The organism is Streptomyces sp. NBC_00328 (genome assembly GCF_036139655.1).
In the GTDB taxonomy this organism is placed as follows: Bacteria; Actinomycetota; Actinomycetes; order Streptomycetales; family Streptomycetaceae; genus Streptomyces.
In genome coordinates this window covers 9,629,969-9,652,388 of sequence record NZ_CP108013.1, presented here as the reverse complement: position 1 = coordinate 9,652,388, position 22,420 = coordinate 9,629,969, and the positions used below count along the sequence as shown (strand labels likewise).

The following is a 22,420-nucleotide window of genomic DNA, read 5'->3' as shown; positions in this document are numbered from 1 at the left end:
CCTGACGGAGGCGAGATTGCGTGCGAGAAACCCACGGCCTACGACCTCCATCGGTCCCCCGCTCTCCCTGCCCCGGCCGGCTCGCGCGTCGGCTCCTCGGTCACGGTGCGCGCCAGGTCGGCGATCCGTGCGACGAGCTCCGCCGTACGCCGCGCCCTGGCCGCCGTGACCTCGTGGCCCGGGTCCGCTCCGGACGCCTGCGCCCCACGCACCGCCGCGGCGAACGCGGCCACGACGGCCAGGTACTGGTCCTGCGGATCGAGCGCGGTGCGCCGAACCCCGTCCTCGTCCTCCACCCGCAGGAGCGGCACGTCGTCGGCGCCCACCGCGAAGGCGTGCTGCGTGTCCAGCCGCCCGGCGCTGCCCCACAGCTCGTACTCGGCTCCGTACCGGTTCCCGAACCCGAACGTCAGCGCAGCGGTGACACCGTCCGCACAGCGCAGCAGCGCGCTGCCGCCGATGTCGACACCGTAGTCCGGATCCCACCGCAGCACGGCACCGGCCACGGTCAGTTCGTCTCCCAGGAAGTACTGGGCCGCCCGTACCGGATACACCCCGGCGTCCAGGAGCGCCCCTCCCCCGAGGTCCGGACGGTGACGGATGTTGTCCGCGGGCAGCGAGGGGATGCAGAACGAACTGCTGAAGTGGCGGATCTGCCCGATGCCTCCCTGCTCGACGAGGGCCCTGGCCGCCCGGTGACGGTCGTGGTGCTCGAAGGCGTAGTTCTCCCGCAGCACGAGCCCGCGCTCGGCGGCGAGGGCGAACAGCTCCGTGGTCGTGTGGACTTCGGTGGTCAGCGGCTTCTCGGCCAGCACGTGTTTGCCGCTGTGCAGAGCGCGCCGGACCCAGGTGTGGTGCAGGGAGTTGGGCAGGGGTACGTAGACGGCGTCGATGTCCGGGCGGCTCAGGATCTCCTCGTAGCCGGCGTGGGACGAGCAGCCCCACTGTGCGGCGGTCCGCCGCGCACGCGCGGCGTCCCGGCCCGCGACCGCGGCGAGCCGGGTGTCGGGGCAGCCGTGGAGCGCGGGCACCATCCGCCGGCCGGCGAAGGAGGACGTCCCAAGGACGCCGACGGTCAGAGGTCGTACTGCGGCGGAGTCGGCGAGCACGTGAGCACCTTCTGTAGGCAGGTGATGAGGGTGCGGGCCTCGACGTTGAGGTAGTGGCTGTGCCGGATCAGTCCGGCCAGCTCGCTCACCGCGACCCAGCGGTGGTCGGGGGACGCGTGGCGTTCCGTGTCCGGGGGTGCCTCCACGAGCATGTACCGGTTGCGGGCGTGGTGGAAGCGGCCGCCCTCCTCGGACAGCACCGTGTCGAAGAGGATCCGGTCTTTCGGGGCTTGCACCAAACAGTCCAGGAACGGTATCTCGGGAGCAGCGGGCAGGGCCGCGTAGTTCTCAGGCGTGCACTGCACGGTGGGCCCCAGCTCCAGGACGTCGGCGGAGCCGGCCTCGACGCGCGTGCCGACCAGCACATCCGGGCCGTCCTCGGTTCGCCGGACCAGGAAGCCGGCGACGCCCACACCTCGGGGCGACAGCAAGGGCTGGGTCCAGCTGCGGACCTCGCGACCCTCCGTGGTGACATCGACGGCGATGATGTCGAAGAAGGCGCCGCCGTCGTGCGTGACGCGGTCGGGCAGCGTCTTCCACCCGGTCACCTGCGACAGCGCGATCCGCTCCGCAGTCACGTCGTGGCGGGTGCGCGCGTCGGTGATCCAGCTGAGCAGTTCGGTGCTCACCTCCCCGGGCCCGTCCGCCGTGCCGCCGAAGGCGAAGGGCAGACAGGCCAGCACACTGCGTGAGTCCATGTTGACGAGGTCGTCGAACTCCAGCAGGTGGTGCAACTGCCCGAGCGTGAGCCAGCGGAAGCCGTCGAGGACGTCGACATCGCCGGTGGCCTCGACGACGACATTGCGGTTGCGTTTGCGGTAGAACCACGAGCCCTGCTCCGACTGGCGGGCGTCCGCCAGTACGCGGGGGCGGCGCGGGCCGGTGAAGTAGTCGACGTACGAGACGGCTCTCCCGCTGTGCACCCGGCGGTAGTTGCTGCGGGTGGCCTGCACGGTCGGGGACAGCTGCAGCCCGCCGAAGTTGCCCGGCTCCATCTTGGCCTGCATCAGGAAGTGCAGGACGCCGTCGAACTCCTTGGCGACCAGGCCCAGTATCCCGATCTCCGGCTGGTGGATGATGGGCTGCGTCCAGGCCGGCACGGGACCGGAGTCCCGGTGCACGCGCAGGCCCTCGATGGTGTAGAAACTCCCGCTGTCATGAACGAGGTTGCCCGTCTGCCTCTCGAACGCCCACGAGCGCAGTTCGTCGAACGGGATCCGCTCCACGCGCGTGGTGTCGGCGGCCTGCTGCCGCTGCCACCACGCGCGGAACCCGTCCAGGGTAGAGGTCGGCGTGGCGAGGGTCGCGGCGGAGCGCGCGACGCGCTGCGCGAGCTGCAGCATCAGGCAGCCGCCTCCGCCCGATCGAGCAGCGGCTCCCACCAGTCGCGGCGGTCGGCGTACCAGCGCACGGTCCGGGCGAGACCTTCCTCGAAGGGGACGGCGGGGGCGTAGCCGAACTGCTCGGAGATCTTGGTGATGTCGACGCAGTAACGCCGGTCGTGACCCTGCCGGTCGGGCACCCGCTCGATCCGGCTCGGGTCGGCGCCGAACAGCTCCAGCAGCCGCTCGACCAGGACGCGGTTGGTCAGCTCGGTACCGCCGCCGATGTTGTAGACCTCGCCGGGCTTTCCGCCCCGGGCGACCAGGGCGATGCCCCGGCAGTGGTCGTCGACGTGCAGCCAGTCCCGTACGTGCAGGCCGTCCCCGTACAGCGGGACGGACTGTCCGGACATCAGGCGCGTGATGAACCGGGGGATGGCCTTCTCCGGAAACTGGTACGGGCCGTAGTTGTTGGAGCAGCGCGTTACGCACACCGGGAGCCCGTACGTGCGGTGGAAGGCGAGGCTCAGCAGGTCCGACGACGCCTTGGACGCCGCGTACGGGGAGTTGGGCAGCAGCGGCTCGTCCTCGGTCCATGAGCCCTGCTCGATGGTGCCGTACACCTCGTCGGTCGAGACGTGGACGAAGCGCCCGACGCCGCTGCCGAGCGCGGCCTGCAGCAGGGTCTGGGTTCCCAGGACATTGGTGCGCACGAACTCCGCGGCGCTGGCGATGGACCGGTCGACGTGCGATTCCGCGGCGAAGTGGACCACCAGGTCGGTGTCCGCCATCAGGCCTTCCACCAGCGGGCCGTCGCAGATGTCGCCGCGCACCACCGTGAGCTGAGGATGACCGGCCACAGGCGTGAGGTTGTCCTCGTTGCCGGCGTAGGTGAACTTGTCCAGGACCGCCACCTGGGCGCCCGCGAGTTCGGGGTAGCCGCCGCTCATCAGGCGGCGTACGAAGTTGGAGCCGATGAAGCCGGCTCCCCCGGTCACCAGAATTCTCATCACTCCCCCTGCTCCCGGCCGGACGCCAGGTCCATCAGATAGACGCCGTAATCGGACTTGCCCATGGCGACGCCCATGCGGTAGCACGCCCCCGCGTCGATGTAGCCCATGCGCAGGGCGATCTCCTCCACGCAGGCGATCCGGACGCCCTGGCGCTGCTCGAGCACCTGGACGTACTGACCCGCCTGCAGGAGCGACTCCGGGGTGCCGGTGTCGAGCCAGGCGAAACCGCGGCCGAGGTCCACCAGACGGGCGCGGCCCTGTTCCAGGTAGGCCGTGTTGACGTCCGTGATCTCGAGTTCCCCGCGCGGGGACGGAGCGAGGTTCTTGGTGATGTCCACGACGTCGTTGTCGTAGATGTAGAGGCCTGTGATCGCGAGGTTGGAGCGCGGCCGGGCCGGCTTCTCCTCGATGTGCAACAGACGCCCTTCGGTGTCGACCTCACCGACGCCGTAGCGTTCGGGGTCCTTGACGCTGTAGCCGAACAGCACGCACCCCGAGACGTCGCGCGTGGCCTCGGCGAGCAGCGCCGAGAAGTTGGGGCCGTGAAAGACGTTGTCGCCCAGGATGAGGGTGACGCTGTCGTTCCCGATGTAGTCGGCGCCGATGATGAACGCGTCGGCGATGCCCCGGGGTTCGTCCTGCTCGACGTAGTCGATGCTGATGCCGAGCCGCTCGCCGTCGCCGAGCAGGGCGCGGTAGATGCCGATCTGGTCCGGCGCAGAGATCACCAGGACGTCGCGGATACCCGCCAGCATGAGCACGGACAGCGGGTAGTAGATCATGGGCTTGTTGTAGACGGGCAACAGCTGCTTGGAGAGGGCGTGGGTCAGCGGGTGCAGCCGTGTTCCGCTGCCGCCTGCGAGGATGATTCCCTTCATCTTCACCAACCACCTAGATCCAGCATCGCTTTGAGCGATTCTTCGACGGTGTGGAGGGGCGACCAGCCGAGCAGGGTCCGGGCGCGGCGGACGTCGGCGCTAGTCCAGTCGCCGCCTCCGGCGCTCGACAGCGGCGTGCCGCCTTCCTTGACGGCCTCCGGCGGCAGACCGGCGGCGGCCACCATGCCGTAGACAAGGTCCCTCAGGTCGAGGGCCTCGCCGCGGCCTATGTTGACGGCTTGTCCGCTGGTGTCCGCGCGGCAGCGCACGGCCCGGCCCACGGCGTCGGCGACGTCGCGGGTGTCGACGTGGTCGCGGTGCGCGGGAGCGAGGGTCAGCTCGATGGTCTCCCCGGGCCCGGTGGTGCGGAGCCGGGCCGCCAGGGTGCCGAGGAAACTCTTGGGTGACGGGAACGGGCCGAAGACGTTCGCGACCCGCAGGGTGACCGCGTCGATACGGCCGGCCGCGGCGGCCTCGAGCACGGTGCGCGTTCCGATGAGTTTGGCGCGCGCGTAGGGCGTTTCAGGCCGGGTGTCGCGCCGTTCGTCGATGACGGTGCCCGGCGGCACCGGCCCGTACTCGTGGATGGTGCCGATGTGGACGAGCCGCGGGCGGCCGGCGGCGGCCGCCACTCCTTCGGTGACCAGACGGGGGATCGTGACATGGGCGTAGTCGAGTTCCTCGGCGGAGCGTTCCCAGGTGCCGCTGGCGTTGACCACGGCGCCGGCCCGCTCCTCGGTCAGCAGCGCCCCGATCTCGGGGCCGGTCATGCGCCCCAGGTCACGGGCGAGGAACCGGTGCTCGGCGACCTGCGGTGCGAAGGTCCGGGCGACAGCAACGACGTCGTGGCCCTGCTGTGCCAGCGTCGCGCAGATCTGCCGGCCCAGGCAGCCGGTCGCCCCGAGGACCACCACGCGCACACGCGGCGCGCTGCCGGTGGTGGACACCGCTACGCCTCCTCTTGCCGGACGCAGTCCTCGTAGCGCGGCAGCAGGCCCTGCGCGGTGATCTCCGCAAAGCTCGCCGCCGCGCGGTCACGGGGGGACAGGATGGGGTCGGACTGCGGCCAGGGCAGTCCCAGTTCGGGATCCAGCGGGTCGATGGCCAGCTCCTGGTCGGGCACGTAGCTGCTGCTGACCATGTATGCGAGGACCGTGTCGTCCTCCAGGACCGCGAAGCTGTGGGCAACGCCCAGCGGGAAGTAGACGCCGCCGAAGGACTCCGCGTCGAGCTCGACGGCGTCCCACTTGCCGAAGGTCGGCGAGCCGACCCGTACGTCGACCATGACGTCCAGGGCCCGCCCGGCCGCGCAGTAGACGTACTTGCTCTGCCCCGGGGGTGTCCGGGTGAAGTGCAGTCCCCGGATGACGCCCCGGGCAGAGCGGCTGTAGTTGATCTGGGCGACGGAGAACCGTTCGCCCACCGCTTGGAGGAAAGCGGGTTCCTGGAAGGGCGCGACGAACAGGCCCCGCTCGTCGGTGTGGACGTCGGGGGTGAAGGTGAACGCCCCCGCCACCGCCAGCTCACGCACCTGCATGGGCGTTGCCCCCCTTCCCCGGCTCGGCAACGACGCGCCGCAGGTGTGCCTCGAGCGCGTCGGCGGCGCGCGCGGTGCCGCCCGCGGTGCGCATGTGCTCCTTCATCCGGTCGACGTTGGCGCGGATTTCACCGTCGGCCGCGACGTCCTCCACGGTCTTGATCAGGAGCTCCGGGCCCAGTTCGGTGTGGTCCAGGCGACGGCCCAGCCCCAGCTCCTCGACCCGGCGGGCGGTGGGGCGGGTGTCGGAGGACTGGGGTATCACCACCATCGGAACACCGAGGCTCAGCGATTCGGTGACACTGCCGGTGCCGCCGTGGCTGACCAGGAGCCGGGCGTGTTCGAGCACCGTGCTGTGCGACACCCAGCGGTGCACCTCGATGTTGGCCGGCAGCGGGCCCAGTTCGTCCGGGTCGATGCCGTTGCCCACGGTGATCACGGCGTGCCACGGCTTGTCCGTGAAGGCGCGGACGATGGTGTGGAAGAAGTCCGGAAGTTCGTTGAAGATGCCGCCGAGCGAGACCAGTACCACGGGAAGGCCGTCGGCAGGGGGCTGCCATATGTCCATGAACATCCGGTTGTTGACGCATGGACCGGCGAAGACGAAGGTCTCGTCGAAGGTGTCGCCCTCGTACTGGAACTCCCGCGGCAGGTACACCAGCGTCAGCTCCTCGGTGGCCGTGAGGAATTCACCGGGCGGGGTGTCCACACCGTGCGAGGCGAGCAGTCCCGCGAGCGCCGCGAACCACTCCCCCATGCCGGCCGAGAGGGCTTGCGGCTTCTGCTCCTCCTGCCCGCCGTCGGCCGCCGGCGGCGCGTCGTGCATGGCCCTGTGCAGCGAGAAGTGCTCGTTGCTTGCGAACATGGGGTTGAGCTGCACGGCCGGCACGCCCCAGGTGCGGGCCAGTACGCGGCCGACGTGGAAGGCGAGCATGTCGTAGAGGACAAGGTCCGGCCGGTCGTCGGCCAGCCGGGCCTTGACCTCCTCCAGCATCGCGGTGCCGTCCTTGAGCACGGTCAGGGGGGTGTTGGCTCCGTCCCGGTCCTGGGTGAGGTTCAGCTTCTTGACGTCGTCGAAGGAGGAGCCGTACGTGATGACGTCGGCACCGGTGTGCCGGACGGCCTCGGCCTGGCTCTCCCCGGTCGCGAAGCTGACCCGGTGCCCCCGGCGGATCAGTTCCTCGACCACGGCCAGGTTCGGGAAGAGGTGCCCGGCGATGGGCATGCTCATGAACAGAACGTGCTGTCCCATGCGTCAGTGATCCAATCTGGGTGTGTTCCATGGCCGACGGGCACATGGCTGACGGGCAGGTGGGTGCCGCGGACCGGTCAGGCGAGGACCCGGCGCAGGTGGTTCTCGATCTCCCGGGCGGCACGGCGCGCGCCGCCCGCCTCCTGGATGTGGCGCTGCATGTCCCGCACAGCGGCGCGGATCCGTTCGTCCGCGGCAGTCTCCTCGACGGCCTTGCGCAGGGACTCGGGGGTGAGGTCGGCAGCGTCCAGGACGCGGGCGAGGCCGAGCTGGTCGACCCGGTGGACGATGGCTGCCGAGGCGTAGGACTGCGGGACCACCACCAGCGGGACCGCCTGGGTCAGCGCCTCCAGGACCCCGCCCATGCCGCCGTGGGTGACACACACCCGGGCGTGCTCCAGGACGGCGAGGTGCGGGACGAAGGTGTGGGCCTCGACGTTCTCGGGCAGCGGCCCCAGGGTGGCCGGGTCGACCCCCTTGCCGACGGTGATGACCACGTGGAACGGGGCGCCGGTGAACGCCTCCACCACCGACTTGAAGAAGTCGGGGCGGTCGTTGACGACGGTGCCCAGGGAGACCAGGACCACCGGCAGGCCGGTGTCCGGCACCTGCCAGGTCCCGAGGAAGCCGCGGTCGCTGACGCAGGGGCCGACGAAGGCGAAGCGGTCGTCGAAGAGCTCACCCGAGTACTGGAAGGCCTGGGGCAGGTAGACGACACCGAAGTCGGGCACGCGCGCGATCCATTCGCCGACCGGGGTGTCGATGCCGTTGTCCACAAGCATCGCGGTCGTCTTCGCGAACCACTGCTGCATCTCGGGCGGCATCGCGGCGGCGACGCTCTCGGTGGTGTCGACCGGGGCGTCCGACTCCTCCTGCGTGAACATGGCACGCATCATGTTGAATTTCTCGTTCGACGCGAACATCGGGTTCAGCTGGATCGACGGAAGCCCCCACTTCTCCGCGAGGACCCGGCCAACCTGCGCCGTCATGGTGTCGTAGAGAACCGCGTCGGGCCGGTCGTCCGTGAGCACCGACTCGGCCGCGGCGAGCATGGCCAGACCGTCGTCGTGAACGACCAGGGCCATGTCCGACTGCTCCGACCCCATCTCGAGCTGCTCCGGCCGGTCGAAGACGGAGTCGTAGGGCACGGCCGTGGCGCCGGCCGCGCCGACGGCGTCCGCCAGACTCGCACCCGTCGCGAAGGTCACGCGGTGCCCTTCGCGCACCAGTTCCTCGATGACCGCGAGATTGGGAAAGACATGGCCGGGCTGAGGCATGCTCATGAACAGGAGGTGCAGGCTCATGGGATCGGCTCCGTTGGCTGGGGGCAATGGAAAAAAGCCGACAGAAGGAGCACGCAATGCCCCTCACACAAGGTCAGGCTGTCTTCTTCTTTTCTACCCTGCATTGCCAACGCGAAGGGATACCCGCAGCCCCCTAATCATCACCCCCTCACCTCACCCCGAACCCCTATCAACCCCTTTTTGAGCCAGACTCACGCACGTGACTGGGCACGCTCACGAATAAGTACGTCCACACCGTCGAGAACCCGTTTGAGCGCGAAGATGAATTCGGTGTCCTGGTCGTCGGCGCTGTCGAACACGCCCGCCTTGATGGCCTTGTTGATCGCCGGGAAATGCTCCTTGTCGGCAAGCCTCTCGATCAGCCTGCGGTAGTCCATCATGATCTCGCCACCCGAGGCGCCCGCCTTCGCGAAGGCCTCGTACGTGCTGGCGAGCATGGCATCATTCCGGACGATTCCCGCCAGCAACAGAATCGTCGACAGTTTCTCCGCCTCGCGCAGGTTCACGTCGGCGAGGAAGGAAAGCCCCTGCTCGGTCCACGCGACCTGGTTGGGCGTGGACGGCGGGCCGCCGGTGGGGACATGGATCACCCAGGAGTGACGCCGCAGCACAGCCAGATAGGACCAACTCCAGTGCTCGAGACCGGCCCGCCAGCCGGCACACTCCTCCTCCGGCGCGACCGGGGGTCCGAACGCCTGGTCGACCATGAGCGGAAGCAATTCGTCCTTCGCCGACACATACCGGTAGAGGGACATCGTCGAGGAATTCAGTTCTCCGGCAATACGATTCATCGAAACAGCGCCGAGACCTGATTCTTCGGCGATCGTCACTGCGGTTCCGACGATCCGCTCAAGACTCAGAACACGTTTTGGACCCTTGGTGACCGGTTCACGCAGCCCCCAGGCCACTTCAATACTCGTCGGCAGGTTCACTCCGGTCTCCTTACCCATCATCCCTACTTTCTCGTTTCATGATGTCAATCGGAACCAGTCACAACGTCCTCAATCTATCCCGAGGCGAGTGGTCAGGGATACACGTGCCGGATCTGCAAACTACAGCACCGGTCGTCCGCGACGGGGGGCGCGGACGACCGGTGGTCTATGGACGGGGCGGACTTACCTACAGCGCACCGCACAGGACATGTGTTACGCGACCCGCTTCCGGAAGAGCCGGTCGGCGAGGACCGCCGACACCAGCAGGATGCCGGCGCACCAGGCGAGGGCCAGCCAGCCGTTGTTGCCGAGCGGCTGGTCGTTCAGCAGTCGCCGCAGGCACTCGATGACCGGGGTGACCGGTTGGTGCTCCGCGACCCCGCGCAGCCAGGACGGCAGGGTGGAGACGGGGACGAACGCGCTGCTCACGTAGGGGACGAACATCATGATGAAGGAGAACCCGCCGGCCGCCTCGGCCGTTTTGACCAGGAGTCCGAAGACGGAGGCGAGCCACGAGACTGCCAGCATGAACATCAACAGCACGCCCACCGCCTCGATCCAGCCCACCGCGTCGGCATCGGCACGGAACCCGATGAGCAGGGCGACGCCGAAGACGATCAGGGTCGAGACGACGTTGCGCGCGACGCTGGCCACCACGTGTCCGCCGAGGACAGCGGTGCCGCCGACGTCCATCGACCGCAGCCGGTCGACGATACCGCCGTTCATGTCGATGTTGACGTTCACGGCGGTGGCCGCCCCGCCCCAGCCGGCGCAGAGCAGGAGCACGCCGGGGACGACGTAGTTGACGTAGTCGCCTCCGGTGGTGTTCTTGATCGCGCCGCCGAAGAGGTAGACGAAGACCAGCATCAGCATGACCGGCATCATCACCGAGGTGATGATGGCGTCCAGGGCGCGCGAGGTCAGGCGGATGCACCGGCCGCTCATGGTGATCGCGTTCTGGACGGCGGCCGCCGGCCTGCCGGGGTGCCGCAACGCGCCTGCGGAAAGGGCCAGTTCAGACACCGGCGGTCTCCTTGTCGTTCTCGTTGGTGTTCTCGTTCTGGTGGCGCTGCGCGGGGCGGCCCGTCAGCGCGAGGAAGACGTCGTCGAGCGTGGCCGTGTGCACCGAGAAGCGGCTGACAAGGCGGGCCTGCGGGTCGATCTCGTCGAGCAGCGACCGCACGTGCGCCGCGCTGCCGTCTGTGGGCACGCCGATCGTCAGGCGGGAGCGGTCCTCGGTGGAGACCCGGCCGGCCAGCAGGCGCTGCCCCTCGTCGTAACCGGAGTCGTCGCCGAAGACGAGGTCGAGCCGCTGCCCGGCCACCCTCTGCTTGAGCTCGGCGGGGGCGCCCTCGGCGACCACGCGCCCGCCGTCGATCACGGCGACCGAATCGGCGAGCTGATCGGCCTCTTCCAGGTACTGCGTGGTGAGAAAGATGGTGACGCCCTCCCCCAGCAGACCCGTGATGACATCCCACATCGCCCGGCGGCTGCGCGGGTCGAGCCCGGTCGTGGGCTCGTCCAGGAAGATGACCGACGGGCGGCCGACGAGCCCCGCCGCAAGGTCGAGGCGGCGGCGCATGCCTCCGGAGTAGGTCGCGACCCGGCGGCGCGCAGCGTCCACGAGGTCGAAGCGTTCCAGCAGCTCCTGGGCGCGGCGGCGGGCGTCGCGCCGCGAGATGCCCGCCAGCCGGGCCGTCATCCAGAGGTTCTCCTCCCCCGTCTGCAACTGGTCCACGGCCGCGTACTGCCCGGTGAGACTGATGACGCGCCGCACCTCCCGCTGCTGCCGGCCGACGTCGAACCCCGCCACGCGGGCCTGCCCGCCGTCGGGGCGCAGCAGCGTGGACAGGATCCGTACGATCGTCGTCTTCCCTGCGCCGTTCGGGCCGAGCAGCGAGAAGACGCTGGCTTCCGGGACCTTCAGATCGACGCCGGTCAGGACATCCACTTTTCCGTACGACTTCCTGAGCCCAGCCGCCTCAACAGCCCAGTTACCGCCCATTCTCCGCCTCCATGACGCAGGTCCCGCACTGTTGCGTACGGGGCACGCACGTTCGTACTGTATACACAGTCTCCCCTTCGCGTACACGGTACGCTTCTAGCGTGCCTCATACGCAGTAACGCGTACAAGGTACACAGTACCGTCGGGGGCCGTCAAGCAACGCTGCCGCAGGGGCAGTTCACGTCAGGGGCACCAGGCCATGGATAGGGGTGCCCAGGGGCGCGCACGGCATGGATGAGGGGTTACGCGACATCCCCCACGGCCGTAGCGTCGGCATCCGGCGACCGATCGCTGCATGAATGGGTGGAGGCGAAACGTATGAGCACGGACTGGGGACCGGACTTCGAAGCGGTCCTGCGCGGCTTCCTGCCGTTTCTGGGCGAGGACGAACCACTGACCCCGCAGACCGATCTGCGCGACACGGGCCTTGACTCGCTCGGCACCGTGGAACTGCTCGGCAAGCTGGAGGCGCAGTACGAGGTGCGCTTCGTCGACGAGGCGCTCAGCCGGGAAACGTTCGCCACTCCTGGCACGCTGTGGGCCGCAGTGGCCCGGCTGAGCGATCCGGGCGCCTGAGCACCATGGATACCGCTCCCGAGGCCCAGTGGACCGCAACCGGCGGCCTCCGCTCACCCGGCGGTTCACCGACAACCAAGATCCCGTTTTCCATCTTGGCTGTGCCCGGAGCGACATCGGATCCGATCCCGGAACGGGTCCGGCCCCACCGCGGCCCAGCCACAGCAGTGGCCGGCGGACAAACGGTCCGCCCCGTCCCGGCGGGTCACCGTGCCCCATGGAGCAATCGCGCTCAGGACCGAAAAGTCACCCACCCCCGCGGCTACCGCGGCCTGAGACCCGATCGGCGCCGCGCAGACGGGGCACCCGCGCAGATTCACCCTCGCCTCCGCGGACCCGGAGGGAATGGCGCTGCTCGCCGTCGGTCCGGCCTGCAATGCCGTGCGGGACGACGTGCTCCACGTGTCGGCGGACTACGACAGCGTCCCCCCATTTACCTTCTTGGTAGCCCCGCAATGGGGCGCCCGGCCCTCGGAGTTGGCATGACTTTCTCCCCCTGCCGATCGCATGTCTTGGGGGGGTGGTGTCACCGGCTCCGGAGGCATCGACAGACCGCCGATCAGGGGCATGACCACCGGCTTCTTCGCAGGTCGGGAGGCTCTTCGTAATGTGGATGTGGCGCATGTGATCGACGTCAGTGACATCGGCGCTTTCCTCGGCCTGGACGTCGGCAAGGGCGAGCACCACGCCACCGCCGTCATCCCGGCCGGGAAGAAGGCCTTCGATAAGCGGCTGCCCAACAGCGAGCCGAAGCTCCGCGAAGTGTTCGGCAAACTGCAGGCCAAGCACGGCACCGTGCTCGTGGTGGTCGACCAACCAGCTTCGATCGGGGCTCTGCCGCTGGCAGTGGCCCGGAACATGGGCTGCCCGCTCGCCTATCTGCCCGGCCTGACGATGAGAAGGATCGCCGACCTCTATTCCGGCGAGGCCAAGACAGATGCCCGCGACGCGTTCGTCATCGCGGACACGGCCCGCGTCATGCCTCACACGCTCCGCTCGGTCGGCCTCCAGGACGAGACCATCGCCGAGCTGGAGATAATCACCGGCTTCGACGACGACCTGGCCGGCGAAGCAACCCGCATCAGCAACCGCCTGCGGGGCGTGCTGACGCAGATCCACCCGTCCCTGGACCGGGTCCTGGGCCCGCGCGTCCAACACCCGGCCGTGCTCAAACTCCTCGGGCCAGCGAGCACGAACGCGCAGATGCCGAAGACCCACAGCCGGCGGATGCCGCACGGCTCCAGGTCCGCGCCGATCGCGGGGACGACGAAGCAGAGGACCGAGACGTCCGCCGAGACGAGGAGCAGCGGCATCATGACGGCCATCGCGGTCCGTCCCTTGTGCTCCGCACGGGAGTCGGCGCCGCCCGGCGCCGGCTGGACGGTGCTCGCCGGGTTCGCCACGGGCCGGACCGTACGGGTGCCTTAAACGCTTGCAGGGATCAGGAGTTCGGTGAACGGCATGGGACATCGCGAGGCTCTGCTCGAAGGTGCCAAGCGCTGCCTTCTGGAGAAGGGCTTCGTGCGCACGACCGCACGCGACATCGTCAAGGAGTCGGGGACGAACCTGGCGTCCATCGGCTACCACTACGGTTCGAAGGACGCGCTGCTCGCGCAGGCATACGTCTCGCTCTCCGAAGGCACCTCCGACGCTTTCGACGCAGGCTCGGGACTCGCGACGCCGCCAGGGTCGCTGGAGCGGTTCCAGGAGGTGTGGGCGAACATCATCGGCACGCTGGGCAAGCCCGGTTCCATCTGGCCTCTGAGCATGGAGCTGGTGGTGATGGGCGACACGATGCCAACCGTGCGCGACTACGTGGCGGCGGCCCAGGGCGAGGGCGCCAGGGGTGTCATCCCGATGTTCATGGGGGGCAAGGAGCCGCCGGCCGACGACCCGTCCGTCGACACCCTGGGCAAGCTGTACATGACGCTGATGCTGGGTGTCATCGCGCGGTACACCTTTGACGCCGACTCGGCGGCCACCGCCGAGGAACTCACCCAGGGGATGCGCCAGTTGCTGGAGGCAGCCCGCAGGGCCGGGTAGATCCGGCGGGCCGCCCGCACATCACGCGGCCCCCTCGCGAACGAACCCTTCACACCCGCGACCGCGTCCAGGAGGTGGCCCCTCCTCGCACCGGCCGGGTTCGGACACCGGGTCTCACGCGACGAGCCACACCGCACGTGACGTGATCAGCCGCTGTCAGGACCCGGCCGGTGCGAGCCGGCCGAGCGCCACCTGCAGACGGCGCCGGCCGTAGCACGCCGGCCGGCGGAACAGCTCCAGCCGAGCCCGTGCCCTCGAGGCCCGACGCCTCCCGCGGAACAACCCGCGCTCGAGGCCCTGGAAGAACGACTCGGCGAGGGCAATGCCATGGCTCGAACCGACTCGGCGGGACACCGTCTCTGCTGAGGTGGGGGCAGCGAGGATGCCGTGTTCGCGTGCGGCGCGGATGTCATGGACGGCTCCGGGCAAGGCGGGTGAGGCTCATGGGAGACGTCCGGCCGGATCGGTGCGTGCCTGGACGTTTATGCCGTGATTTTTTGTGTTTGCCCGAGTGGAACGGCCGGTCGGCCGCGATCCGGTCGATGGGCAGGAGAGTGCCGTCGAGCAGGACGAACGCTTTCCTCGTCGCTTCGCGGACGGCTTGTTCGAACGTGGGTGCCAGGGCGGCCAGGAGGTCGACGGCTTCGGTGATGTACCGGTAGGCCGTGGTCGTGCCGATGCCGAACCCGGCTGCGAGCTGGGCGTAGGGCTGCCCGTTGCGCAGGTGAGCGAGGGTGAGCAGGGCTTGCCGGCCGACGCTCGACCGGCGCCGCCGGCTGCCTTCGGCGACACGAACGTGATCGAGCACTGGGTCTGTACGGTCAACGGCTCTGTCATGTAATCGGCTCTGTCATGTAATCGGCGGTGACGAAGCGTGATCAGCATCGTTGACATCGCATGCGAGACGTCAACTCCCTTGTGGAGACTGTGTTTTCAGGGTTGTCGGCGCTGGTTGTCGAGGACGTGGTGGACGAGGACGAGGTGATCCACGTGTCGGCGCGGACCCGCCAGGAGTCAGTACCGTGCCCGATGTGCGGGACGCCGACTGTGAAAGTGCATGGCTTTCATGGACGTACGGTGGCCGACGTACCGATGGACGGCCGTCGGGTGGTGGTGTCGGTGCAGGTGCGGCGCCTGGTCTGTACTGTGCTGGGCTGCCCTCGGCAGACCTTCCGCGAGCAGGTCCCCGGACTGTTGGAGCGGTACCAGCGCCGCACGACCCGCTTGGCTGGCCAACTCGGCTTCATAGTCAAGGAGTTAGCGGGCCGGGCGGGCGCCCGCCTGTCGCGATGCCTTGCTGTCGCGATCTCCCGCTCGTCCGCACTGCGGATACTGACGCGGCTGCCCCTGCCGCCGCTGCGCGTGCCAAGAGTGCTCGGCGTCGACGACTTCGCTCTGAAGCGGCGCCATCGCTATGCCACCATCCTCATCGACGTCGAGACCGGCGAACGGATCGACGTACTGCCCGACCGCAGCGCTGACACACTCGAGCGATGGCTGCGCGAGCATTCCGGCGTCGAGATCATCTGCCGCGACGGCTCGGGGGCCTACGGCGAGGCGATCCGCCGGGCTTTGCCCGGGCGCGGTGCAGGTCAGCGACCGCTGGCACATCTGGAAGAACCGCTGTGACAAGGCCCTGGCCACCGTCCGTTCCCACAGCTCGTGCTGGGCCACCGCCAACACGCCGCGTCCCGCGGGCGCGCACGAGCAGACCACCCGCGAGCGCTGGCACCAGGTCCACGACCTGCTCCGCAGGGGTGTCGGCCTGCTCGAATGCGCCCGCCGCCTCAACCTGGCCCTCAACACGGTCAAGCGCTACGCGCGGACCCGGGAACCCGAAAACTTGCGCCGAGCCCCTCGCTACCGGCCCACCCTGGTCGACCCCTACCGGGAACATCTTCGCCGGCGCCGTTTGGAAGACCCGGCCGTCCCCGTCAAGCAGTTGTTCCGCGAAATCAAGGAACTGGGTTACACCGGCAGCCTCAATCTCCTCTACCGCTACATCACCCAGGGCCGGGCCGAGGGCCACCGGCCCGTCACCACCCCACAGCGCCTGACCCGCCTTCTACTCACCCGCCCCGGCAGCCTGCGGGACAAGGACGCCGCGCTCCTTGGCGAACTCACTGCCGCCTGCCCCGAGATGACCGCCCTCGCCAAGCTGGTCCGCGAGTTCGCCGCACTCCTGTCCCCGGCCTCAGGCAACAAGACGGCGCTCACGAAGTGGATCACCGACGTGCGTGCCGCCGACCTGCCCTACCTGCACGCCTTCACCAACGGCCTCGAACTCGACCGCGCCGCCGTCGACGCCGGCCTCACCACCCCGCACCACAACGGCCGCACCGAAGGCGTCAATACACGGACCAAGAGAATCATGCGGCAGATGCACGGCCGAGCCGGGTTCCCTCTCCTCCGCCACCGCATCCTCCTCCAGTGATCGCCACGGAGTGCAACCACCGATTACATGACAGAGCCACTCGTTTGACAGTCCCAGCCGAGGTGGCGCCGCAGCTCACTTGAAACGTGCTGCACACACGTGTCCTGCCTCACTGTTGAGGCCGCTGGGCAACGCTTCCGGCGTCGAAATCTTCTCCTTTAGATGAAGATCCTTAAGAGGCGGCCTCACTTACTGATACTCCTGGCCGTGGTGGCGGCCGTGACGGTGATCGCCGTCATGGTCATCCAGGCGAACAAGATGGAGACTCTCTCCCCGCGTGAGGAGCGTGACCGTGCCGCGTCTGGAACAGCCGTACCGTCGGGGCAGGTGGACTGCCGGAAGGTCAAGTGCATAGCGCTCACCTTCGACGGCAACCCGGGCCAACCCACCGACCGGCTGATGGACCTCCTGAAGGAGTACAAGGCGTCGTCGACGTTCTTCCTTGAGGGCCGGCGCATCCATGAGTTCCCGGATGTGGTGCGCCGGATCGCCAAGGAGGGCCACGAGATCGGGGACCACACCTGGACGCATGCAGTGCTGACTGATGTCTCTGATACGCAGATCCGCGACGAGCTGCGCCGCACGGCACGCGCCATCTCCCGTATCACCGGCAGCGAGCCGACCCTGATGCGCCCACCCCAGGGCCGCACCGACAACCGCGTCTCCAAGGTCTCGAAAGAATTGGGGATGGCTCAGGTGCTGTGGACGGTGACCGCGAAGGACTACGAAACGAACGACACTACGCTGATCACCAAGCGCGTGCTCGCGGGCGCCGGCCGCGACGGGATCGTCCTGCTCCACCCGCTGCACAAGGGCACCGTGCCGGCCATGCCTTCCATTCTGAAGACGCTCAGCAAGCAGGGCTACACCTTCGTGACCGTCTCTCAGCTGCTCGCTCCGGCCAAGGCCGAGCCCGGCAAGATCTACAAGTGACTGACTGACGTGCGAAGCGTCCACCACCGGGAGACTTCAGTGCGGGTTGGGACGAGCAGGGCCCGCCGTAGTGCGGTGGCGTGACGGGCGCGGACCAGAGCCCGGTGAGCACGCGCCAGTTCTTGAAGTCAGCGAAGCCGTACTCGTTCGCCGGCCACGAGCTTGTTCGCCTCCTTCTGCGCGCGGCCAGCCGTCGGCCGCAAGCGGATCGGCTGTTGTCCGTGGGAGCGCGTGCTCATGGACTCTCAGACTTAAGCGGGCGCTCCAGGCCAGGCTGACTTCTGTCTATGGCTCCCGGCACTACACGCGGCGCGAACCGGGCAGACCGCACCGTCTGTTCAATTCGCAAGAGTGCGGAATCGGCCGTGCTCAGCCGTTCGGGATCCGACCTGGTCCGATCACGGGAAGACTCAGCCCCATAGGCAGTCTCGCGGAGCCGGGGGTGTGTAACTGTGGCCAAGAGTCGCAAGGGGTACTATCGAGCAGGGCACCACGTGAAGCCTTCCTCCCCCGCCAGCCGGTGGAAGAAGCCGTCCATGACCCTTGTCCTGGTGGTTGCTGTGCTGGTCATCGCGGGATGGAACACACTGTTCGGAAATGACTCCGACGGTTCCACTAACACACCCCGCCCCAACCCCTCCGGTGCTTCGGCATCTGCGGATCTTGGTCAGTGAGGTCTTTCAGCGTTGCCGCTCCAGGGTGAGGATGGCTGCGGCGATTGACGTCATTCGATTCGGGCTGCATCGGGATCGGCGGAAGATGCGCCAGGACTTCAGGCGTGCGATGCCGCGCTCGACCAGGGCCCGCGCCCTCGACAGCGCGCGGTTGACGGTCTGTTGGGTGAGCGTCAGTTCGCCTCCCGCAGGCCGTCTGGCCGGTGTGGTCACCCACGCGCCGGCACCGATGTAGGCGCGATCGGCGAGGATCGGCACTCCTTGGCGCTCGCAGATCCTGATGATCCGGTGGGCGCGGGCCGCGGTCAGGTCGTGGCAGCGCCCCGGCAGGGCCGGAGACAGCCACAGCACCTCGCCATGGAGGTCGGTGACCACCTGCACGTTCACCCCGTGCCGACGGTGCTTGGCCGAGTAGTCGGCCCGGCCGTCACCGAGGCGGTCGCACTCGGCCAGGGTGCCGTCCAGCAGGACGAACTCGGGGTCCGTCTCCCGCAGAGCACACAACAGGCCCGGGGCACGGGCGGCCAGCAGCTCGATGACCGCGCTGGTGTAGGCGTGCGCGGTGCCGACCGAGATGCCGAACCCGGCAGCGATCTGTGCGAGGGGCTCGTGCTTGCGCAGGTACACCAGAGCGACCAGGGCACGCTGGTGCGGTGGGAGCTTGCATCGGCGGTCACCCTCGCGGGTGACGATGAGCATGGTGACCCACTCGATGAGCGCATGGGGCAGGTCGAGTGCGGCAGGATGAGGGACCAACAGGGCTCCTCCGCCCATGGGTTGAGACTTCGAACACCTCCCTCAACGGCACGGGAGCCTTGTGCGTTGTGGCCAAGGTCGCTGTCACCCGATCGGTGCCCTCACTGAAAGACCTCAGTGAGTCCCGCCGCGTCGGAAGACTGAGAAGGGCCGCCGCCTCTTCCCCTTCCCGGGCCCGCTTGTGATGCTGGGAGGAGCTGCGGAGTCCTGCGGTTCGGCCGTGGCGGCCTGCTCTGAACGCAGCCGCTGCCAGACGTCCTGCCAGAGCAAGACCTGCTCGTCTGTAAGGCCGCAGGCCGAGAGGTAGGCGGACGTCGTGGCAAAGGTAGTGGGAAGGGCGGAGGCGTTGACCAGCCGGCCGACTGTGCTGGCCGAGGAAATGCGTCCCTCAGAGCGCTGGATAACTGCCTGCTGCGTCAGTCCGCTGACCTCGCGGACGGCCGCCAGGCTTGTGAAGTACCCGGTGACGGTACAGATCGAGCGTGGATCGGGCCACGGTCGCGAAGGAGCCGGCACGTCGGCTATCGCGGTCACGGGTGAGGCGGGCAGATCCGCACGGTTGCGCCCGAGGGCCACCTGAGCGCCGCTATTACGGTCTCTCGCCTGCGGAACGGGGTGCCCGCGGGCCTCCAGCGTCCGGCGCAAGTGCCGGTAGACGGCTCCGAGATCGAGCAGCGCTGGACCGCCAGGTATACCGAGGCGCAGTGTGTCGAGCAGGGCGCCGGTGAAGGCGGTGTGGGTGTCGCCGACGGGGGCCAGAGCGGTGCGGGTCTCGGCGGCGGCCGCCAGGAGGAAGCTGCCCTCCACCGCGGCTTGGTCGGCGAGTCCGGGTGCGGCGTTCATCCGCCCTAGAGCCCGGCCGCTGTAGCAGCAGTCCAGGATCACGACATGGCGCTCGGCCCGAGATTCCTCCAGCAGAACGCGGCGTAGCCAGTCGTAGGGCAGGACGGTTTCGATCCGGCCGGCCTGCGTGTGGGGCAGGGCCAGGCCGAGTTCGTCCTGCCCGTCGACCAGGCCGTGGCCAGCGAAGTAGACGATCAGTGTGTCGGTGGCGTCATGGGCTGCTTGGCGCACCGCGTCCATCACCGCGGACGCAGTCTCCGCGTTCTCGACGACACTCGCGTGCTGCGGCGACAGGTGCAGGGACAGCGGGCCGCACAGGAGCTCGGCCAGGGCCTTGAGGTTGTTGGAGACGGCAGGCAGCTGCTCGAGGTGCTGGTAGCGGCTTGTTCCCACCAGGACTGCACGCGATGCACCCGGGTCGGGCAGGACACTCATCACTCAGCGGCTCCGTCGGCCTGCGCCGCTTCAAGCGCTCGGGTCGCCCGCTCGATCTCTTCCTCGGAACAGTCGGTAAGGACGATGACCGTGCCGGCGCGGCGGATCTCCACGCGGGGGCGTTGTGGCTGGGTCCGGCGCCATGCCACCACGGCCATCACGAAGGAGGCCGCGCTCCACCCGTTGCCTGTCACCAGCTCAAGCACGTCAAGCGCCGTGCCCATCTCCCCCGGCCGCGGGACGCTGCCGTGCAGCTCAACCACAGCGGACCTGCGCGCTTCGGGATCCGACCTCAACCAACTCTGCAGCGAACGTAGTTCCCGCTCAGCGGACTCGACCCGCACCTCTAACCGCACCCCAGACCTCCCCGACTCCCCACGCCCCATCCGGACGACACTGCAGACCTGTCCACCTGCGGGCCCAGAGAATCCAACCCTGCCCACCGACGACCGTCGGACGTCACGTCTACACAGGCGGGCGGGACGTACAGTGCTGAGTGGCCAAGGCGATGCCCGCAACGTGTTGGGCCACTGTGATCCGGAGGGCATCTGGAGGGAGCTACCGGGTCAGCAGCGTGGCCGGGTGCGTGGTTTGGTCTGCACCTGCGGCAACAGTGCAGACGCCGACGCCGATGCCGATGCCGAACAGTCCCGGGTGACAGCAGATCAAGAAGTCCCGGCCGCACTGAAATAGACGGCGGCGCTGGCGGGGAAACTGCTGCCTGATCGTGCCATCCGGGGCCCCGGGCCCCGGATTTGTCTTTCGGAAGGGCCGCCCATGACGGACGGCCCTTCCGCGTTACCGGACATCCTGTGCGGGGCGCGCCGTGTGTCACGCACCGGGCACGTCGCGCAGCAGTTGGCGGAGGGCCAGGCGGTGGGCGAGGCGGGGTGCTGCGTAGGCGGTGACGACGGGGACGGCCACGGCGACGGACGGGGTGAGCGGGCCTATCCAGCAGGACATCAGCAGCATGCTGCTGGTCAGAACGGCGAGGGTGAGTGTGAGGGCCGGGTCGTGGTCGCGGTGCACAGGGTCTGCTTGTCTGCTCATGCTCGGCGCAGGCATCCGGACGGTACCTGGCCTCCGGGTACGACCCGCCGCAGGCTTCCGCCGCCGCACTCGTGGTACTGCGACGAGTCCCGGCCGACGGTGACGATGCACGACCGCACCCGCTCGCCCCGGCGCAGGTAGCGCACGATCGGCGAACGTGTCGTCGCGACCGGTCCCTCGTTCCACGCCTGCTTGCGCACGGCCACCTTCTGGACGGCCGGCCATGTCGATGTGCACGGTGCGAAAGCGGCAGCGGTCGGCGCAGCAGCGGACAGGGTGGTCGCGAGGAGGGCGGTGACGGCGGCCGCCGTGGTGAGCAGACGTCGGTCAGGTGCATAACTACTCGTTCCCGCGCGTTGACGTCACGCCCGCGCCCAAGGGCCGTTACGCCGCGCTGAAGGTCCGCGGCATCGCCGAGACCGGTGCGCAGCTCGACCGAAGGTCGCGGCCCCGGGTCTCCGCTGAACCGGGCCGCGTTTCCCTGCTTGCCATAGGCGATCACGCCGCCGTACATTCCCTGCACCCGGCTTGTCCGGCCGCTTCGTCTATCCCCTTTGAGCACATGAGGAGCGCCCGTATGACGGGTGTACTGGCGGTCGCAGGCGGCACCGCATCCGGCAAGTCCACCCTTGCCGAAGCCCTGTCGCTACAGTGTCCCGAGAGCGTGGCGCTGGTCCATCTGGACGACTACTACGTGCCCGCGCACGACCCCCTGATGGGTGTGTGGACGGTCAGTGCCGACGGGCACGCCGTCCTCGACTGGAACCATCCGGGGTCGATCGACGAGACAGCGGTGGCACACGCCATCGACGCGGCGCTGCTGCGCCCCGGCGTGCTGCTGGTGGTGGTCGAGGGCCTGTTCGCGCTGTCACTGCCGTCCGTGGTCCGGCGGGCGGCGTGGCGGGTGTACGTCGACACCCCCGACGACATACGCCTGGCCCGCAAGATCCTCCGGAAGATCGAGGTGCAGCGGCAGGACCCCCGGCTGTCCCTGCGCAACTATCTGCAGACCGGCAGGGACCGCCACGCAGCCCATGTCGCGCCCTCCCGGGCAGCGGCCGATCTGGTCGTGGACGGGACCGCGAGCGAGGCGGAGATGCTGGCGGCCGTCATGCCGCTGATCGGGCCGGCCCTCGCGCCGCCGTCCGCGGCGCCCTCGTGGGCACGGGGGGTGTGCGGTGTGACCCGTACCCCCGGGGTCCCGGTGTTCGCGCTGTGACGTGTCCCGGGGACACCGGCCCCGGCGAGGGACGCCGCGTGATCATCCTTGCGGCAACACAGCCCAACCCCCGGCGAGCTCTCAGATGGATCACGACCGATCCAG

General features: G+C 68.7%; 20 protein-coding genes and 3 pseudogenes. 6 read left to right on the top strand and 17 right to left on the bottom strand.

Features of this window, described 5'->3' with window-relative positions; genetic code table 11:
* Nucleotides 1-38: 38 nt before the first annotated feature.
* The 11 genes from OG485_RS42630 to OG485_RS42580 form a co-directional block, all read right to left on the bottom strand.
* Complete coding sequence (locus OG485_RS42630; protein WP_328663554.1) at nucleotides 39-1,109, bottom strand: Gfo/Idh/MocA family protein; 1,071 nt, start codon at nucleotides 1,107-1,109, stop codon at nucleotides 39-41.
* Nucleotides 1,076-2,452: an NDP-hexose 2,3-dehydratase family protein gene (locus OG485_RS42625; protein WP_328663556.1), complete on the bottom strand. Its 1,377-nt coding sequence runs from the start codon at nucleotides 2,450-2,452 to the stop codon at nucleotides 1,076-1,078. The genes OG485_RS42630 and OG485_RS42625 overlap by 34 nt, the downstream gene beginning before the upstream one ends.
* Nucleotides 2,452-3,441 (bottom strand): dTDP-glucose 4,6-dehydratase, encoded by a 990-nt coding sequence (rfbB, locus tag OG485_RS42620; RefSeq protein WP_328663558.1) that lies wholly within the window; start codon nucleotides 3,439-3,441, stop codon nucleotides 2,452-2,454. The genes OG485_RS42625 and rfbB overlap by 1 nt, the downstream gene beginning before the upstream one ends.
* Complete coding sequence (gene rfbA / locus OG485_RS42615) at nucleotides 3,441-4,322, bottom strand: glucose-1-phosphate thymidylyltransferase RfbA (protein ID WP_328663560.1); 882 nt, start codon at nucleotides 4,320-4,322, stop codon at nucleotides 3,441-3,443. Before rfbA ends, rfbB begins: the two co-directional genes overlap by 1 nt.
* A 2-nt stretch (nucleotides 4,323-4,324) precedes the next feature.
* The gene (locus OG485_RS42610; RefSeq protein ID WP_328663562.1) at nucleotides 4,325-5,269 is read right to left on the bottom strand and encodes an NAD-dependent epimerase/dehydratase family protein; all 945 of its coding nucleotides are present in this window, start codon (nucleotides 5,267-5,269) and stop codon (nucleotides 4,325-4,327) included.
* 2 nt (nucleotides 5,270-5,271) lie between these two features.
* Nucleotides 5,272-5,859, bottom strand: coding sequence for a dTDP-4-dehydrorhamnose 3,5-epimerase family protein (locus OG485_RS42605; protein ID WP_328663564.1), 588 nt, complete (start codon nucleotides 5,857-5,859; stop codon nucleotides 5,272-5,274).
* Complete coding sequence (locus tag OG485_RS42600) at nucleotides 5,846-7,090, bottom strand: macrolide family glycosyltransferase (protein ID WP_328663566.1); 1,245 nt, start codon at nucleotides 7,088-7,090, stop codon at nucleotides 5,846-5,848. The genes OG485_RS42605 and OG485_RS42600 overlap by 14 nt, the downstream gene beginning before the upstream one ends.
* Before the next feature lie 98 nt (nucleotides 7,091-7,188).
* A complete protein-coding gene (locus OG485_RS42595) occupies nucleotides 7,189-8,415 on the bottom strand; it encodes a macrolide family glycosyltransferase (RefSeq protein WP_328663568.1) in 1,227 nt (408 codons plus the stop codon).
* Nucleotides 8,416-8,606: 191 nt separating this feature from the next.
* The gene (locus OG485_RS42590) at nucleotides 8,607-9,347 is read right to left on the bottom strand and encodes a TetR/AcrR family transcriptional regulator (protein WP_328663570.1); all 741 of its coding nucleotides are present in this window, start codon (nucleotides 9,345-9,347) and stop codon (nucleotides 8,607-8,609) included.
* 213 nt (nucleotides 9,348-9,560) lie between these two features.
* Nucleotides 9,561-10,370 (bottom strand): ABC transporter permease, encoded by an 810-nt coding sequence (locus tag OG485_RS42585; RefSeq protein WP_443048641.1) that lies wholly within the window; start codon nucleotides 10,368-10,370, stop codon nucleotides 9,561-9,563.
* Entirely contained in the window at nucleotides 10,363-11,352 is a 990-nt protein-coding gene (locus tag OG485_RS42580) for an ATP-binding cassette domain-containing protein (RefSeq protein WP_328663572.1), read from the bottom strand. The genes OG485_RS42585 and OG485_RS42580 overlap by 8 nt, the downstream gene beginning before the upstream one ends.
* Before the next feature lie 318 nt (nucleotides 11,353-11,670).
* On the opposite strand from OG485_RS42580, the gene OG485_RS42575 reads away from it, so the two are divergent.
* The 3 genes and pseudogenes from OG485_RS42575 (at nucleotide 11,671) to OG485_RS42565 (ending at nucleotide 13,971) form a co-directional block, all read left to right on the top strand.
* On the top strand, nucleotides 11,671-11,928 hold the full coding sequence (locus OG485_RS42575; protein ID WP_328663574.1) for a phosphopantetheine-binding protein: 258 nt from the start codon (nucleotides 11,671-11,673) through the stop codon (nucleotides 11,926-11,928).
* A 624-nt stretch (nucleotides 11,929-12,552) separates the two neighbouring features.
* Nucleotides 12,553-13,158, top strand: a pseudogene (locus OG485_RS42570) (IS110 family transposase); the annotation flags it as partial.
* A 231-nt stretch (nucleotides 13,159-13,389) separates the two neighbouring features.
* Nucleotides 13,390-13,971: a TetR/AcrR family transcriptional regulator gene (locus tag OG485_RS42565; RefSeq protein WP_328663575.1), complete on the top strand. Its 582-nt coding sequence runs from the start codon at nucleotides 13,390-13,392 to the stop codon at nucleotides 13,969-13,971.
* A 360-nt stretch (nucleotides 13,972-14,331) separates the two neighbouring features.
* Here OG485_RS42565 and OG485_RS42560 read toward each other — a convergent pair.
* Nucleotides 14,332-14,764 (bottom strand): annotated as a pseudogene (locus tag OG485_RS42560) (transposase family protein); the annotation flags it as partial.
* 104 nt (nucleotides 14,765-14,868) lie between these two features.
* Here OG485_RS42560 and OG485_RS42555 point away from each other — a divergent pair.
* Nucleotides 14,869-16,405, top strand: a pseudogene (locus OG485_RS42555) (ISL3 family transposase).
* Between the two features lie 162 nt (nucleotides 16,406-16,567).
* Nucleotides 16,568-17,338: a polysaccharide deacetylase family protein gene (locus OG485_RS42550; RefSeq protein WP_328663578.1), complete on the top strand. Its 771-nt coding sequence runs from the start codon at nucleotides 16,568-16,570 to the stop codon at nucleotides 17,336-17,338.
* Nucleotides 17,339-18,018: 680 nt separating this feature from the next.
* Here OG485_RS42550 and OG485_RS42545 read toward each other — a convergent pair.
* The 5 genes from OG485_RS42545 to OG485_RS42525 all read right to left on the bottom strand — a co-directional run bounded on the left by OG485_RS42545 (nucleotide 18,019) and on the right by OG485_RS42525 (nucleotide 21,296).
* Entirely contained in the window at nucleotides 18,019-18,768 is a 750-nt protein-coding gene (locus OG485_RS42545) for a transposase family protein (RefSeq protein ID WP_328663580.1), read from the bottom strand.
* Between the two features lie 114 nt (nucleotides 18,769-18,882).
* The gene (locus tag OG485_RS42540) at nucleotides 18,883-20,046 is read right to left on the bottom strand and encodes a caspase family protein (RefSeq protein ID WP_328663582.1); all 1,164 of its coding nucleotides are present in this window, start codon (nucleotides 20,044-20,046) and stop codon (nucleotides 18,883-18,885) included.
* A complete protein-coding gene (locus OG485_RS42535) occupies nucleotides 20,046-20,432 on the bottom strand; it encodes an effector-associated constant component EACC1 (RefSeq protein ID WP_443048884.1) in 387 nt (128 codons plus the stop codon). The genes OG485_RS42540 and OG485_RS42535 overlap by 1 nt, the downstream gene beginning before the upstream one ends.
* A 445-nt stretch (nucleotides 20,433-20,877) precedes the next feature.
* Nucleotides 20,878-21,096 (bottom strand): hypothetical protein, encoded by a 219-nt coding sequence (locus OG485_RS42530; protein WP_328663586.1) that lies wholly within the window; start codon nucleotides 21,094-21,096, stop codon nucleotides 20,878-20,880.
* The gene (locus tag OG485_RS42525; RefSeq protein ID WP_328663588.1) at nucleotides 21,093-21,296 is read right to left on the bottom strand and encodes a hypothetical protein; all 204 of its coding nucleotides are present in this window, start codon (nucleotides 21,294-21,296) and stop codon (nucleotides 21,093-21,095) included. The genes OG485_RS42530 and OG485_RS42525 overlap by 4 nt, the downstream gene beginning before the upstream one ends.
* A gap of 377 nt (nucleotides 21,297-21,673) precedes the next feature.
* Here OG485_RS42525 and OG485_RS42520 point away from each other — a divergent pair, with 377 nt between their 5' ends.
* Entirely contained in the window at nucleotides 21,674-22,315 is a 642-nt protein-coding gene (locus OG485_RS42520; RefSeq protein ID WP_328674184.1) for a uridine kinase family protein, read from the top strand.
* The last annotated feature ends 105 nt before the right edge of the window (nucleotides 22,316-22,420 follow it).

Excerpts from the sequence above, each read along its gene's own strand:
- OG485_RS42625 (WP_328663556.1), bottom strand. The coding sequence starts at position 2,452 with ATGCTGCAGCTCGCGCAGCGCGTCGCGCGCTCCGCCGCGACCCTCGCC.
- rfbB (WP_328663558.1), bottom strand. The coding sequence starts at position 3,441 with ATGAGAATTCTGGTGACCGGGGGAGCCGGCTTCATCGGCTCCAACTTC.
- rfbA (WP_328663560.1), bottom strand. The coding sequence starts at position 4,322 with ATGAAGGGAATCATCCTCGCAGGCGGCAGCGGAACACGGCTGCACCCG.
- OG485_RS42605 (WP_328663564.1), bottom strand. The coding sequence starts at position 5,859 with ATGCAGGTGCGTGAGCTGGCGGTGGCGGGGGCGTTCACCTTCACCCCC.
- OG485_RS42600 (WP_328663566.1), bottom strand. The coding sequence starts at position 7,090 with ATGAGCATGCCCATCGCCGGGCACCTCTTCCCGAACCTGGCCGTGGTC.
- OG485_RS42595 (WP_328663568.1), bottom strand. The coding sequence starts at position 8,415 with ATGAGCCTGCACCTCCTGTTCATGAGCATGCCTCAGCCCGGCCATGTC.
- OG485_RS42580 (WP_328663572.1), bottom strand. The coding sequence starts at position 11,352 with ATGGGCGGTAACTGGGCTGTTGAGGCGGCTGGGCTCAGGAAGTCGTAC.
- OG485_RS42575 (WP_328663574.1), top strand. The coding sequence starts at position 11,671 with ATGAGCACGGACTGGGGACCGGACTTCGAAGCGGTCCTGCGCGGCTTC.
- OG485_RS42565 (WP_328663575.1), top strand. The coding sequence starts at position 13,390 with ATGGGACATCGCGAGGCTCTGCTCGAAGGTGCCAAGCGCTGCCTTCTG.
- OG485_RS42550 (WP_328663578.1), top strand. The coding sequence starts at position 16,568 with ATGAAGATCCTTAAGAGGCGGCCTCACTTACTGATACTCCTGGCCGTG.
- OG485_RS42540 (WP_328663582.1), bottom strand. The coding sequence starts at position 20,046 with ATGAGTGTCCTGCCCGACCCGGGTGCATCGCGTGCAGTCCTGGTGGGA.
- OG485_RS42535 (WP_443048884.1), bottom strand. The coding sequence starts at position 20,432 with ATGGGGCGTGGGGAGTCGGGGAGGTCTGGGGTGCGGTTAGAGGTGCGG.
- OG485_RS42530 (WP_328663586.1), bottom strand. The coding sequence starts at position 21,096 with ATGAGCAGACAAGCAGACCCTGTGCACCGCGACCACGACCCGGCCCTC.
- OG485_RS42520 (WP_328674184.1), top strand. The coding sequence starts at position 21,674 with ATGACGGGTGTACTGGCGGTCGCAGGCGGCACCGCATCCGGCAAGTCC.